11 protein-coding genes and 1 pseudogene are annotated in these 14,263 nt (G+C 71.9%); all 12 read left to right on the top strand.

The window, feature by feature from the left end; all coding sequences use genetic code 11:
* Positions 1 to 393 (top strand): annotated as a pseudogene (locus tag ABZ281_RS13850) (hypothetical protein); the annotation flags it as partial.
* A gap of 539 nt (positions 394 to 932) precedes the next feature.
* Complete coding sequence (locus ABZ281_RS13845) at positions 933 to 2,798, top strand: ABC transporter ATP-binding protein (protein ID WP_356655213.1); 1,866 nt, start codon at positions 933 to 935, stop codon at positions 2,796 to 2,798.
* A gap of 81 nt (positions 2,799 to 2,879) precedes the next feature.
* Positions 2,880 to 4,355, top strand: coding sequence for an NUDIX domain-containing protein (locus ABZ281_RS13840; protein WP_356655211.1), 1,476 nt, complete (start codon positions 2,880 to 2,882; stop codon positions 4,353 to 4,355).
* Between the two features lie 81 nt (positions 4,356 to 4,436).
* Positions 4,437 to 4,883 carry an HIT domain-containing protein gene (locus ABZ281_RS13835; RefSeq protein WP_356655209.1) on the top strand — a complete coding sequence of 149 codons (447 nt, stop codon included), beginning with the start codon at positions 4,437 to 4,439 and terminating at the stop codon, positions 4,881 to 4,883.
* Positions 4,880 to 5,914 carry a phosphotransferase gene (locus tag ABZ281_RS13830; protein WP_356655207.1) on the top strand — a complete coding sequence of 345 codons (1,035 nt, stop codon included), beginning with the start codon at positions 4,880 to 4,882 and terminating at the stop codon, positions 5,912 to 5,914. The genes ABZ281_RS13835 and ABZ281_RS13830 overlap by 4 nt, the downstream gene beginning before the upstream one ends.
* Positions 5,898 to 7,280 (top strand): MFS transporter, encoded by a 1,383-nt coding sequence (locus tag ABZ281_RS13825; RefSeq protein WP_356655205.1) that lies wholly within the window; start codon positions 5,898 to 5,900, stop codon positions 7,278 to 7,280. Before ABZ281_RS13830 ends, ABZ281_RS13825 begins: the two co-directional genes overlap by 17 nt.
* A complete protein-coding gene (locus tag ABZ281_RS13820) occupies positions 7,277 to 8,626 on the top strand; it encodes a protein-L-isoaspartate O-methyltransferase (protein ID WP_356655203.1) in 1,350 nt (449 codons plus the stop codon). Before ABZ281_RS13825 ends, ABZ281_RS13820 begins: the two co-directional genes overlap by 4 nt.
* Positions 8,623 to 9,492, top strand: coding sequence for a methyltransferase domain-containing protein (locus ABZ281_RS13815; protein WP_356655201.1), 870 nt, complete (start codon positions 8,623 to 8,625; stop codon positions 9,490 to 9,492). Before ABZ281_RS13820 ends, ABZ281_RS13815 begins: the two co-directional genes overlap by 4 nt.
* Positions 9,489 to 10,934, top strand: a complete 1,446-nt coding sequence (locus ABZ281_RS13810; RefSeq protein WP_356655199.1) for a phosphotransferase — start codon at positions 9,489 to 9,491, stop codon at positions 10,932 to 10,934. The genes ABZ281_RS13815 and ABZ281_RS13810 overlap by 4 nt, the downstream gene beginning before the upstream one ends.
* Entirely contained in the window at positions 10,931 to 11,971 is a 1,041-nt protein-coding gene (locus ABZ281_RS13805) for a GNAT family N-acetyltransferase (RefSeq protein WP_356655197.1), read from the top strand. Before ABZ281_RS13810 ends, ABZ281_RS13805 begins: the two co-directional genes overlap by 4 nt.
* 20 nt (positions 11,972 to 11,991) lie before the next feature.
* The gene (locus tag ABZ281_RS13800; protein WP_356655195.1) at positions 11,992 to 12,624 is read left to right on the top strand and encodes a M15 family metallopeptidase; all 633 of its coding nucleotides are present in this window, start codon (positions 11,992 to 11,994) and stop codon (positions 12,622 to 12,624) included.
* A 38-nt stretch (positions 12,625 to 12,662) separates the two neighbouring features.
* On the top strand, positions 12,663 to 14,263 hold a 1,601-nt coding region (locus tag ABZ281_RS13795), incomplete at its 3' end, for a methyltransferase domain-containing protein (RefSeq protein WP_356655193.1).

Genomic DNA, 14,263 nt, shown 5'->3' with positions numbered 1-14,263 from the left:
CGGAGCAGGCTCAAGAAGGGCTCGCCGGACGCCTACGCCTTCCTCGGCTACCCGCACGACGCACCTCTCGAGCTGACACCCCTCGTCCTGGAACGCACCGAGCTGGCTGACGGCGACGTGCTCAGCTTCTCCGCCGCCCTCACCGCCACCGTGGCCGTCCCGGTGGATGTCATGTTCGTGATTTCCTCCACCACGCTCACCGGCAAGCCGCGCGAGAAGGTCTACTTCCTCAGCCGCACCACCGTCCGGCCCGGCCGACCGTTCCACCTGTCCAAGCCGCACAAGCTGCGGTCGACGGCCACCACGAAGATCAATCCCGGCCCGTACGCCGTCGCGATCCAGGTCAACGGCCGCCGCTTTCCCCCCGTGCCGTTCACGGTCGTCGCAGCATGATCCGCGACCGGCCTCCCACCTGACCTGACCGCTCTCCGCCCAGGCCGTTCCTCTCTCGCCACGGCCCGGCCAGCCATGCCCCACACCGCAGCCCAGGCCGGCACGGCAATCCCCCGAACGGGTGACGCGACCGCGTCGAACAGATTTCAAGGCCCGCCGCCGCACCCTGTCCGCCCCAACACCCCGATCAGAACGTGTGTTCACGAAATGAGCCGTGACGGAGCTCGATCCGACGCGTTCTTAGAGCACCAGTGCCACTTCCCCGCCCAGATGGAGGACATCATGAATCCCGCCCCCGCTCCCGTGCATCAGCCCTCCGGAATCGAACGACGGCCTGCCCCCGCGACGGTGCGCCGTGTTGACGACACCCGTTCCTCAGCACGTCTGGATACGAGGTGGGCGGCATGAGTGAGTCGACCGATGAAACCGCCGAGACCATCCCGGGGCCGCGCCCCACCCCTCTTCCGCCCGCCCCTCCGACCAAGGTGCCGGAAACGGCGCCGGCCGCGGGCGCGGAGCAGAACTCCCCCGTCCCGGAGATGCGGTACGTGGACCTGACCGGCAGCCGTGAAGCGGCCGGCCGCTCCATCCGGATGCGCGACATGGCCCGGCGCCTGCCCCAGCTGGTCCGGCGCTCGCTGGCACTCGCCTGGCGCGTCGACCGACGGGCCACCACCGGCCTTCTCCTGTGCCAGACGGTCGCCGGCGTCATGCAGGCCCTGGGCCTCATCGCGATCAGCGGCACCCTCACCGCACTGCTGACCAGCGGCGACGTCTACCACCGGCTCCTCCAGGCATGGCCGTCCGTAGCCCTGCTCGCCACCGCCACCGGAGTCCGGGCACTGCTGGGAATCACCGTCAGCTGGCTCTCCTCCCGGCTGAGCCCCCTCATGTCGCGCGAAGCCGAGCAGATGCTGCTCACCGGCTGCGCCGAGGTGGAGCTCTCCGCCTACGACGACCCCGACTTCAACCGCGACCGCGAGGCCGCCGACCGCGGAGCACAGGTCACCGGGGACCTCATCGACGAGGGCCAGGACCTGATCGCCTCGGCCGCCTCCTTCCTCGCCGGAGCCGTCGTCCTGGCCGGGGTGAGCTGGGTACTCCTCCCCCTCCTGGTCGCCGCCAGCCTGCCGCAGGCCCTCGCCCAGGTCAGCGCCGCCAGGGTCCGCTACCTGGCGAACCTGCGCAGCAACGGCGACAACCGCATGCTGTCGGTGCTGCGTTGGCACATCTTCACCCGCGAGGCCGCCGACCAGATCCGCGCCGGCACCATGGCCGGCTTCCTCTCCGGCCGGTACCGGCAGACGGTCGCACGGATCAACCGCGAGGACCGGACCGCGGCCGACAAGGGCGCCCGCATGTCGCTGGTCGGCGCCCTGTGCGGCGGCCTCGGATCTGCTGTCGTGTGGGCGGCGGTGGTGTGGCTGCTGGCCACCGGCCGCATCAGCGTCGGCCACGCCGGCACGGCCGTGTTCGCTCTGCAGACGGTGGGCCAGTCGGTGCGCGGGCTGGTCGCCGTCGGGGCCCGTGCCGTGCGTACCGGCCTCTACATGGACGACTGGACACGGTTCCTCGACCTGGCCGGCGGATACACCATGCGCCGCGGCGAGCACCGGCCGGCGCCACCGGCCGAGATCGAGATCAAGCAGGTCTCGCACCGCTACGCCGGGAAGGACCAGGACGCGCTGTCCGACGTCTCGCTCACACTGCGCCGGGGCGAGGTCACCGCGCTGGTCGGCTTCAACGGATCGGGGAAGTCGACGCTGTCGAAGCTGGTCAGCGGCCTGTACCTGCCCACCGGCGGACAGGTGCTGTGGGACGGCGTCGCCACCGATGAAGCCGACCCGCAGGCGCTGTGGCAGCAGGTGGCCCTGGTGCCGCAGGACTACGCGCACTGGCCGCTGACGGTCCGCGAGAACGTGACCCAGGGGCAGCCCACGGCCCGCGGTGACGCGGCGGTGCGTGAAGCGTGCGAGGCCGCCGACGCGGACGAGGTCGTCGACAAGCTCGGCGCCGGCCTGGACACACTTCTCGCCCGCGAGTGGCTGAACGGGGAGGAGCTGAGCGGCGGCCAGTGGCAGCGCATCGCACTCGCGCGGGCCTTCTTCCGCGAGGCCGGTCTCCTGGTCCTCGACGAGCCGACCGCGAACCTCGACCCCCGCGCCGAGTACAGGATCTTCCAGCGGCTGCGGGACCTGGCCCGGGACCGGGTGGTCCTCCTGGTCACGCATCGCATCACCAACGTCGCAGTGGCCGACCGGATCGTGGTTCTCGACGAGGGCAGGGTCGTGCAGGAGGGCACCTACAAGGACCTCGCCGCGCAAGAAGGCGGCCTGTTCCAGCAGTTGCTGTCCTACCAGGTCACCTCGGAGCCGGACGGCGAGAGGCACGGAACCCGCGCGTGAAGAATCCCGCACGCTCCGCCCGGGCTCACGGCCCCGGCTGCCCCGCCCACGAGTCCTTCCCTGCTTCTCCGAGGTGTTGACGTGTCGATCACCCGCTCCCACATCCGCGCGACCCTCGACAGCTATCTGACCCGGCACCCGCACGAGCGAGAGTCCCTGGCCGGCCTGTTCGCCGTCCTGGAAGGGCCGGACGACCCGTCCAGCCGGGCAACTCTTCCCGGCCACGTCACCTGCAGTGCGGTCGTCATCGACCGAGACCGGCGCGTGTTGCACATCGTCCACAAGGCCACGGGGCTGCTGCTCACCCCGGGCGGTCATGCTGAGGCGGACCGGAGCCTGCTGGCTGCGGCTCTTCGGGAGGTGTCCGAGGAAACGGGCATCCAGCCCGGTGACCTGTGTCTGACCCCGCAGTTCCTGGGCGCACCGGTCGATATCGACGTTCACGGGATCAACGCCAATCCCGCAAAAGGCGAGTCGGGACATGAGCACTTCGACTTCCGCTTCGCCTTCTACGTCCGCCCCGAGCATCTGCCGCCGCTCAGGCTCCAGGACGAAGAGGTCTCGGGTGCCCAGTGGCTTGCGTTCGCCGACGTCAGGTCCCCGACGCTGCGGGCCAAACTGCTGGACGCCCAGGCCGAGGGGCTCGACGGGCGACCGGAGCCCGTCAATGCGTCGGCGTTGGTCCACGACGGCTTCGGAAACTACCTGCTTCATCTCAGGGATCTTCGGGAGGGTATCTGGGCGCCCGGGGTCTTCGCTCTTCTGGGCGGCGGGCGGGAGAGGGGTGACCGGTGCCTGGAGGCGACCTTGCGGCGGGAGCTCGCCGAGGAGGCTCCCGGCCTTGACCCTGTGGGCCTGACGCCGTACGCAGTCGAGGAGGCGACGAGCGTCGATGGCCTCGCGGTGCCGATCAAGGTATACACGGCCCGCTGGAGCGGGCACCCCGACACGGCGGACCTGCAAGAGGGCGTCCTGCTGCAGTGGTTCACCCCCGACATGCTGGACCGGCTGCCGCTGAGTCCCGGCCTCGGCGAACTGATCCGCCGCCACGCGGCCGAGCATCCCCCGGCCGGCAGTCCACCGGACCGTCTCCGCCCTCTGCACGAAGAGGCACCCGAGGGGACCGAGCTCCACATCGTCGGCGTCCACCTCCACCTCCAGGACGATCAGGGCCGGATCCTCCTCGGACTGCGCCATCCCGACTCGGCCTTCGCGCCGGACGAGTATCACTTTTTGGCAGGTCACTGTGAGAGGGAGGCCGCCATCAGCTGCCTGGTGCGCGAAGCGCGGGAGGAGGCCGGGCTGATCGTCGATCCCGGTGACGTCGAGCTCGTGCATGTGGTCCACCACGTCGACTCGCCGACGGCGCGGGCACGGATCGCGCTCGTCTTCCAGGCCCGGGCATGGTCCGGCACCCCGCAACTCCTGGAGCCCGACCGGTGCGTGGCGTGGCGGTGGTTCAGCCCGCAGGACCTTCCGGCGAAGGTCGTGCCCTACACCCGCCTGGCGATCGAGGGCATCGGCGCGGGCCGCCCGTACACCCAGACGGGCTGGTGAGCACCTGTGCCGCTCCCACCGACACCCAGCGCTTCCTGGCCTGAACACTTCCTCGCGCACCGCGCCGGCCACGACTGCCCGATGTGCGGCAACGACTGGACGGCCGATGACATCGGTTGGGGGATCCTGCTGCACCGCGGCGAGGTCTCCCAGTCCTACCTCTGGCGCTCCGGGCAAGTCCGGGGCTACTCGATCACCATCGTGACCGCGCGGCACGTCGCCGAGCCCACCGAACTCACCGGCGACGAAGCCGCCGCGTTCTGGCGGGACACCCTCGCCCTGGGCCGCGCACTCGAAGCGCACTACCAGCCGCTGAAGATGAACTACTTACTCCTCGGTAACGCCATTCCGCATGCTCACCAGCACGTCGTTCCGCGACGCGAGGCGGGTGCGGACCCGGCGCCGGGTGGCCCTTTGCCCTTCGACGTGCTCGACTTCGGGCACCAGGACGAGGCCCAGCTACAGGCGGACGCCCGAGCCCTGCGCCGGCTGATGGACGGCGCCGGCAGGCCGGAGGCGGGACGATGAACGCGCAATCCGACGTCATGGTCGTGGCGGGAGTCCTGGCGCTGCACTACCGCCTCGTGCCGACCGACGTCCGCGAGGGGCCGTCAGGGACCGCCACGTGCAACTACGTGGCCAGGGACGGCGACGGCCGCCGGTGGTTCGTGAAGGTGTATCCGGAGCACGCTGACCTGGACGCGGAGCGGCGCGCCCTCGCGTTGGCCGAGTTCGCCGCCCTCGGCGGGGTCCCGGTGCCGGGGATCCGCCGCACCCTGGACGGCGACCTCATCGCTGTCGCTGGCGGCCTCGCAGTGTCCGTCGCCGCGTTCGCCGAGGGCGCCGAGACAGCGGACGGCGGTCTGTACGGCGGGCGGTGGGCGGCCGTCGGCGCGACCGTGGGCCGACTGCACCGCGCGCTCGCGCGGCATCCGGACGGGCCGCCGCGCCGCGCCCCCTCCCACGAGATCTGCGATGTCCAGCGAGGCCAGCAGCGGCTGGAGCGGCTCCTCGCCCGCTGGGCGGAACATCCCCCGAGTTCCCCGTTCGGAGCGTGGGCGAAGGACACCGCCCGGGCACGGCTGGACGAGCTCCCCGCCACGGCATCGCTGCTCAAGGCTCTCCCCGCGACTCTCGCCACGCAGATCCTCCACGGCGACCTGTCCTCCCTCAACCTGATGCTGAGAGGGGACAAGGTCGCCGCAGTCATCGACTTCCGGCCGCCGGCGCACCGCAGCCCGATGTGGGAGCTGGGACGCATCGTGCTCGATCCGCGCACGGTCCTGGCCGCCCCGGACTGGCCCACCGGCCTGGCCACGGCCGTCGCCGCCTACCGGGAAACCAACCCGGCCATGCCGACCCAAGACCTCATGACGGTGCCGCGGGTGGCGGCCGGCTACCTGGCCTGCTCGGTGTACCCGCTCTCCGAACCGCTCGACGACCCGCCCGCGGTCACCCCTCAGCTGGAGGCGTACGGGCGAGCCCGACACAAGGCGCTGGGAGTGCTGCGCGCTCGCCTGGACGAGGCAGAGGAGGTGCTCCGTGACATCCTCCGCTGACTCCCCCGCACCACCCGAGCCGTCCCTGTGGCGGCACCGCAACTTCCGGACGTTCCTGATCGGGCAGAGCGCCAGCGTGACCGGCAGCTCGATCAGCTCGATGGTGATTCCGGTGATCGCCGTCCTGGAACTGCACGCCACCACCTCCCAGGTGGCCTGGCTGGCGTTCCTGGGCCTGCTGCCGCCCGCGTTGCTCGCCCTCCACGCCGGGGCGCTCGCCGACCGCCACAGCAAGAAACGCCAAATGATCATCGGGGACTTGGCGAGTGCGGTCGCGCTGGCCACAGTGCCGGTGGCGGCTGCCCTCGACGTCCTCACCCTGTCCCAGCTCATGGCCGTCGCCGTGGTGCAGGGCGCCGCGGGCGTGATCCACGACGCGGCGGCCATCAGCATCCTGCCCAGCCTGGTCGACCGGTCTCTGATCCAGCGGAGCAACAGCCGGATCGGCGCATTGTTCGCCCTCTCCGCGACCGGCGGCAGCAACCTCGGCGCCGCGCTGACCGCCCTGGTCGGACCGGCCCGGGCCCTCCTCGGAGACGTCCTCTCCTACGTCGTCAGCGTCTGGTGCACCACACGCATCCACACGCCCAAGACCGACCGGGTCCAGGCCGAGGAACGGCGGCTGTGGGCGGAGATCGGCGACGGCCTGCGGTACGTACGCAGCGACGAACGCCTGCGCACACTGACGCTGGTCAACGCGACGACGTCCTTCGCCCTCGCACTCCTCAACACGCTGTGGGCGCTGTACCTGTTGCGAACCCTCGCGATGAGCACCACGGCGTTCGGTGTTGTGCTGGGGCTCGGCGCCCTGGGCGCGGCCGCTGGGGCACTCCTCGCCCCAGCGCTGGCCCGACGGATCGGGCCCGGGCCGATGATGCTGACCGCGCTCGGGGTCACACCGGTAACCCAGATTCCGCTGCTGCTCGCCTCCCCCGGCCTCGGCTGGCAGATCGTGATCGGCGTTGCGCTGTTCCTGCAGCTGGCGTGCGCCGGTGCGGCGGGCACCACCCAGCGGTCGATCCGTCAGATCATCACCAGCTCCCACATGCAGGCACGGATGCAGGCGGTGAGCACCTGGCTGACCGCGGGCGCCCGGCCGATCGGCGCGCTGCTCGCCGGCGCACTGGGGACGTGGGCCGGTGTCCGAGCCGCCCTGATCATCGGCGCCTGTCTGCTCATCGTGCCGCTCCTGGTCCTGGCCCTCTCTCCGCTGCGCGGACTGCGGCACATGCCCGGCGCCCCGCCCGAACCCGCGCCTGCCGAAGAGCTCCCGCTTCCCGGCCCCCCGCCACAGGTGCCTGGCCCTGGAGCGGCGCCCGCCGCAGATATCCGCCGTGAGAGCTCGTTGGACGGAGGCGCATCATGACCAAGCTGAACACCGGGGACACCACGCGTAAGCCCGCTGTCCCAGCTGCCCACGTTCCAGCGAAGTCCACCATCGCAGGGCCGTCCCACACCGAGACCGCAGAGGTCACCCGGACCGGGGGCGGCGCCGGTGCCCAGGGTGATCGTGGGGCTTCTGCGGCTCGGGCTGCGATGGTCGCCCGCCTGGAGGAGGCCGGTGACCTTGCGGCCGGACCGGTCCGCGAGGCCCTGCTCGCCCTACCGCGCGAGATCCTGATGCCGCAGGCGTACGTGCGGCGCAGCGCGCCGGATGAGAAGCCGCCGCGGTGGGACCTGTTGGACTGGGCCCGGCCCGGTGACCGGGAGGAGTTGCTGCGCGTCCTGCACAGCGGGGACAGCGTGTCGGTCCAGCACGCGGGTGAGCCGCTCCTCGGTCGGCCCGCCGGCCCTCGGTGCGGGGGTTCCATGACGGCGATGTCGAGCACGATGGGCATGACCGCGGGCCTGTTGGACGTGCTGGACCTGCGACGGGGGCAGCGGGTTCTGGATGTCGGGACCGGCGCGGCGGTCACCGCTGGAGTGATGTGCTTCGTCTGCGGGGACGGCGGGGTCGTCACGCTCGACGTCGACCACAACGTCGGCGCGGCCGCGCGAGCGCGTCTGGCCGAGCTGGGGTACCGGCCCGCCGTGGTGAGCGGGGACGGTCTGGCCGGCTGGCCGGTCGGGGCGCTCTTCGACCGTATCTTCGTGTCCTTCGCCGTGCCTCGCATCCCGCCCGCCTTGATGGACCAGCTTGCGCCGAGCGGTCGCGCCCTGATGACGTTGGGGACCTCGTCGCCGTCCTGGCCGGGCCTCGCCGTGATCACCAAGACCGCCACGGGCAAGGTGGCCGCGGAGATCCGCGCGGTGGAGTTCGGGCATCGCGGCGGGGTGGGCTTCGACCGGCTGTTCCTGTCCGCCGACTTCCGCGACCAGATCGCCACCGGCGAGGGACGCTGGACCCAGCGCAGCCGACTTGTGCCCCCGGCGGACACCGAGCGCGGCATGTGGCTGGCCCTGGACTACCTCCACCCGGGCCTCGTCCGCCACTTCGGCGCGGACGAACTGACGATCGGCGCACCGGGGTGCGGCTCCTGGATGCGGGCACGCCCGGTCGGGCACCGCCGCTGGGAGGTCACCGTCGACGGGCCTCGGGACATCTGGGCGGAGATCCACGACGTCGCAGAGCGATGGCGTGCGGCAGGCTCTCCCGACCGCTTCCGACTCGTCGTCGACGAGGACCGCGGGCAGAAAGTCGTCTCCGAGTGCGGACGCCTGTCCTGGCAACTGCCCGCCCCCCACCCGCTCGATAAGGGAGCTATCCCGTGACCTACCCCTACGGCCCGCTTCCGGACCTCTACCCGGAGCAGGAGACGCTGTTCGCATCCGCGGCCGCGACGTACGCCCGCTACCGGCCCGGCCTTCCGGACGCCGCGGTGCGGCTGCTCGCCGACGTCCTGCGGGGCCAGCCGTCCCCGGTGCTGCTCGACCTGGGCACCGGAACCGGGCAGGTGCCCCTCGCGCTCCTGTCCGCCGGCGCTGCCCTAACGCACATCGAAGCAGTCGACGTCAGCCGGCAGATGCTGCACCAGGCCAGCCAAGCCCTCCACCCCCTTCTCGGCGACTGCACCCTCACCCTGGCCCACGCGGCGGCCGACGCGTACGAGCCGCTCGCGACGCTGCCCGGAGAGCCGGACTCCGGCCCGGCCCTGATCACCTGCTGCCGGTCCTTCCACTGGATGAACGGCCAGGCGGTCCTGGCGATGGCCGACCGGGTCGCCACACCGGGTGCCGCGGTGGCGATCATGGGCGACGGGAGCCTCTGGACCCACGAAGCCGACTGGACCCGTGCGCTGCGCGAGCTGATCCAGCACTACCTGGGCGCCGAGCGCCGGGCCGGCGCCCGCCGTTCCTACGCCGAGCCCCGACGCTCGTACGAGGAGGACCTCGCCGCCTCGGCCTTTAACGACGTCACCGAACATCTCTTCCCGGTGACCCGCACGTGGGCGCCGCAGGAGGTGCTCGGCTACCTGCGCACCACGTCCTTCGCCGCCCCTGAACTCTTCGCAGAGCGGCACCAGGCGTTCGAGGACGAGGCCATCGCCCTTCTCCACGCGCACGCGGTGGACGGGTCTCTGGTCGAGGAAGCGACGTTCAGAGTTCTGCTCGCCCGGCGTCCGGAGGGAGCGCGATGATCGGCGGACAGCGGCACGCCGAGCCGGTGGACGTCCACCTGATCCTGCGCCGGGAGACCTCCGACGGGCCTCAGGTTCTGATGTCCCGGCGGGCCGGGCAGGTGTACGCCGCCGGCCTGTGGCACCTCCCCTCAGGGCATCTGGACGGTCCGCACGAGGACGTGGTCACCGCCCTGATCCGCGAGGCGCGCGAGGAAACCGGTGTCGTCATCGACCCGGCCGACGTGCGGGCCGCCGTGACCGTGCACCACCGAAGCCCACAAGGCGCCTCCCGTACCGGGCACTTCTTCGTGGTCCAGCGATGGAAGGGCGAGCCCGAGATCGCGGAGCCGGACGTCTGCGACGCGATGGACTGGGCACCCCTTCACGCCCTGCCCACCCAGGTGGTGGCGTACTGCCGTGCCGGGCTGGACGCCTACAGCGCCGGCGCACGCCTGGCCGTGCACTTCCAACTGCCCGGCGACCCAATCGCCTTCGACCCCAGCGCCGACCGGCTTCGCCTCGTGCCGGACGTGACCGGCCAGGCGTATACCGCCCGCCCCGAAGCTGCGGTCGTGGACTTCGCGGAGCAGACGGTCGGCCGGATCGGGCAGTGGACGGATACGTCGTGGGCGCGCGAGGAGAGCCGCGTGTGGCGGGTCCACGGCGTCCAGGGCGGCATCTGGTACGTGAAGGTGCACCAGAGCGAGCGTTTCCACGGCCGGGAAGTGCGGGGGCTACGGACGTGGGCGCGGGAGCTGGGGGCGGCCGCGCCCCGGCTGGTCGCCGCCGACGAGACCCTGCGGGCGGTGGTCCTCACTGCGGTGCCGGGCCGCCCGCTGCACGGCACCGTCCTTGCCCCGGAGCGGGAGAGGGAGGTCTTCCAAGGGATCGGCGCGCTGGCCCGCCGCATCCACCAGGCCTCTCCCCCACGGCCCGCTCCTGCCGGCAGCGGCCCGGCCGTCGCCAAGGCCGACCGGCACCTGGCCGGGGCGCGGTCTCATCTGCGCCCGGGTGATGAGGAGTTCGTCCGCGAGCTCGTGCGGCAGGCCGAGGACCTGCCACCGCTGGAGTGGGTGGAGACCCATGGAGATTTCCAGCTCAGGAACGTCCTCACCACTTCTGGCGCTGATGCCGAGACGGACGACCGTGAGGTCTTCGTGGCGGTGATCGATTTCGAGCGCAGTGAACCGGGCCCGGCCGTACGGGATCTGGTCCGTCTGTGCGACGCCTGGGACAGCCGCGACGACCTGTTCGAGGCGTTTCTGGCCGGGTACGGAAGGTCCCTGACCGCCGCCGAGGAGGCCCGGCTGGTCATCGACGCAGCTCTGGATTCCGTGAGTGGGATCGCCTACGGCGCCCTCCACGATGACCCCGAGCTCGTCGAACGCGGCCGGCGGACGCTGGCCCGACTGCGCGCCGAGCACCGTGCAGCCCTCTCACCGACAGGAGATGCGACGTGAACGCCGACACGGCACCCACTACCACGGCCGAGCCGCGCGACGCCGACGGACGGCCGCCGGTCCGCGCGGCAACCACCGCTGACGCCGAGGCCATCACCCGGATGCGCTCCGAACATGTCCTGTCCGCACCGTTCACCGAGGAATGGGTCCGGCGGTGCTCGGACGAGCTGGCGCCACGGCTCACGCCGGGGGGAGACGCCCGGGCCTTCGTCGTCGACGCCCAGGACGGCACGATGGCCGCCTGCGCCCTCGGCCTGATACACCCCGTCCTGGCGGCGCCGGCCTACCCCCGAGGCCGGGCCGCCCGCGTACAGATCGTCGCCACGCACCCGGACCACCGCCGCCGCGGCTATGCCCGGGCCGTCGTCTCCTCCCTCCTCGACCACCTCGCCGACGTCGAGGACGTCACACTGTTCGAGCTGCACACCAGCCCGGAGGCCGCTCCCCTGTACCGGGAGCTCGGCTTCAGCGGCAACCCGGCACTCATGCGGATGACCCGCCACCGCCCACCCGCTGGTCTCGCGCCCGGTGCGCAGCCGGATTCGACGTGGGTGCCGCCGCAGCAGTACGCCGACGCACTGCCCCGGGCAGCCGCGTTCGTATGCCTCTACGTGACCGACGAGGACGACCGGCCGCTCCAGCTGCACTCCGTCTACTCCCCTGGCCACCCCTGGCACATGATCGGCGGCGCGATGGATCTGGGCGAGCGGCCCTGGGACGCAGTGGTGCGCGAGTGCCGGGAAGAGACCGGGATGACCGCCGTGGGTCCGCCCCGGCTGCTGGCCACCGTGTACGGGCAGCCCCGGGAGAGGCGCCCGTACAGCACGCTGCAGCTCGTCTTCGACGGCGGGCGCCTCACCGATGCACAGATCAGGGGTCTCACCCTCAACGCGCGTGAGCACGACGAGGCCCGCATTCTGCCCCTGGCCGAGTGGGAGGCCTTGATGCCGGCGCGAGATTTCGTGCGGCTGCGCGCCGTGGAGGAGGCTCGCCGCACCGGCGTGGCCGCATATGTCGACACCTGGGGGAACGCGTGACCGCCAGCAGCATTGTCTTGATGTCCGACCGGAGGGTCGCCGCGATCCCCGTCCAGGAGTGCGGGGAGGTCCTCGTCGACGCCCGCGCGCACGGCCTGAAGGTCGATGACCGCAAACGGGACGAGGCCGGGGCCTGGTCCCACGTTCGGCAAGGCGTCCTTGCCCGGCTGCTGCACGCCCAGTCGCTGCTTCCCACTGGTGTGTTGCTGCTGTTCGTCGAGGGCTTCCGGCCGCCGGCCCTGCAGCGCCGGTACTTCGAGGAGTACTCCGACGAGCTCGCGCGCGCCCACCCGGACTGGCAGGCGGCCGAGCTCCGGGCGTCCGCCAGCCGCTTCGTGTCGCCTCCGGAGATCGCGCCGCACTCCGCCGGTGCGGCCGTCGACGTGACGCTGATCGACCACCGGGGCCGCGAGCTGGACATGGGAACGCGCGTCAACGCCTCACCGGAGGAGTCCGACGGCGCCTGCTACACCGACGCCCCCGGCCTCAGCGGCCGGGCCCGCGCGAACCGGGCCACCTTGGGCCGTGCCCTTTCCGCCGCGGGCATGGTCCCGTACCGAACCGAGTGGTGGCACTGGTCGTTCGGCGACCGGTACTGGGCACTGCAGACCCAGCGGCCGGCCGCCCTGTACGGACCTGTCGAACTGCCCTGACACCGACCAACCTGTCTTTCACGAACGAGGAGCGATCTGTGGCAATCACCCGGGCTGACTGGTCCGAGCGCTACACCGAGGGGCGAGGCTTCCGGCGGCTCGGGGACGAGGAGAAGGGCCTGCTCGTCGAGCACGCGCCCGCGCCCGAGGGCGGCCGCGCGCTCGACGTAGGGTGCGGAACGGGCGAAATGTCCGTGTACCTTGCCTCGCTCGGGTACACCGTCGACGGAGCGGACTTCGCCGAGGGCGCCCTGGAGAAGGCCCGCACGGACCACCCCGACGCGGAGGTGCGGTGGCTGTGCCTGGACATCGAACGCGACGACGCCGCCCCGCTGGGCAACGACCTCTATGACCTGGTGGTCTTCCGCCTCTCGGTGGCCTTCTTGAACGACCGCACCCGTGTCCTGCACACGCTGGGGCGCCGACTGCGCGAGGGCGGCACCATGCTGATCATTACCCCGCTGGCCGCGCACACCCCGGCCGAGAAGCGGCACATCGCGCTGGACGAGGATGAGATCGCCGCCCTCACCTGCGGATGGACGAGCGTGCAGCGCATCACCGCCGGCGACCTGGCGACACTGGTCCTGCGCGGGCCGTGCGCGGATACGGTCGCTGTGGAGCGGTCCGTGCCGGCCACCGGCTACGCCGTTGCCGGGGCGCTGGCCGTCGTGACCGACGAGCACGGGCGTGTCCTGCTCGGCTGGTCCAAACGCGGCATGTGGGAGGCTCCGGGCGGGAAGATCGACGGTGCGGAACCGCTGGACGGGGCCGGGGTGCGCGAGCTCGCCGAGGAGACCGGCCTGCACGCCACCGGCGCCAGCGTGGTGTCCATCCTCACCGACGCCGCCCAGGGCGTCCCGCGGGTGACCGCCGTGATCCGGATCGCCGGCTTCACCGGCACCCTCACCACCGCGGAGCCGGAGAAGTTCACCCGCTGGGAATGGCACGACGTCCACGGTCTCGGATGTCTCGGCCCGGTGTTCACCCCGGCCGCGAACGCACTGGATGCCGTCTGGCCCGGTGTCATCCCCGGCCTGCCGCCGGTCAACGCCTACCCGACCGCCGCCGAACTGACGCCGGTGCCCGGGGAACCGGCCGAAGCCGTCCGGCTGCGCCACCGCATGGCAGATGCCGTCATCGCGGGCGGGTGGGCGCCCTCCGCCGTGGTCCAAGAGGCGCTGCGCACGGTGCCCCGGCACCGGTTCGCACCGGAGACGGACCTCAAGACCGCTTACGACGACGACCTGGCCGTCGTCACCCGCCGGGACGAGAACGGCCGGGCGACCAGCTCGGTCAGCGCCGCCTGGCTCCAGGCCGACATGGCCGAGCAACTCCAGCTGAAGCCCGGGGCGACCGTCCTCGAGGTCGGCTCCGGCGGATACAACGCGGAGCTCCTGGCGCACGCCCTGGGAGAGCGCGGCCGGGTGGTGACTGTGGACGTCGACCGGTACGTGGTGCACCGAACACAACGGCTGTGTGCGGAGGCCGGCAGCGGCCGGGTCACCGCCGTCCTCGGCGACGGCGGACTCGGCGCGCCCGGCCACGTCCCGGCCGACGGCTTCGACGGGATCGTGATCACGCACAACGCGTCCGACATCGCACCCGCATGGCGAGAGCAGCTCGCCGAAGGGGCCCGGCT

It is taken from the genome of Streptomyces sp. NPDC006265, assembly GCF_040613555.1.
Taxonomy (GTDB): Bacteria; Actinomycetota; Actinomycetes; order Streptomycetales; family Streptomycetaceae; genus Streptomyces.
Note: the sequence above shows the minus strand (reverse complement) of the source record. Positions and strands in the feature narration are given on the sequence as shown.

Bases quoted from the DNA above. Each gene is read 5' to 3' on its own strand.
- ABZ281_RS13845 (WP_356655213.1), top strand. From the start codon at position 933: ATGCGGTACGTGGACCTGACCGGCAGCCGTGAAGCGGCCGGCCGCTCC.
- ABZ281_RS13800 (WP_356655195.1), top strand. From the start codon at position 11,992: ATGTCCGACCGGAGGGTCGCCGCGATCCCCGTCCAGGAGTGCGGGGAG.
- ABZ281_RS13810 (WP_356655199.1), top strand. From the start codon at position 9,489: ATGATCGGCGGACAGCGGCACGCCGAGCCGGTGGACGTCCACCTGATC.
- ABZ281_RS13820 (WP_356655203.1), top strand. From the start codon at position 7,277: ATGACCAAGCTGAACACCGGGGACACCACGCGTAAGCCCGCTGTCCCA.
- ABZ281_RS13830 (WP_356655207.1), top strand. From the start codon at position 4,880: ATGAACGCGCAATCCGACGTCATGGTCGTGGCGGGAGTCCTGGCGCTG.
- ABZ281_RS13835 (WP_356655209.1), top strand. From the start codon at position 4,437: ATGTGCGGCAACGACTGGACGGCCGATGACATCGGTTGGGGGATCCTG.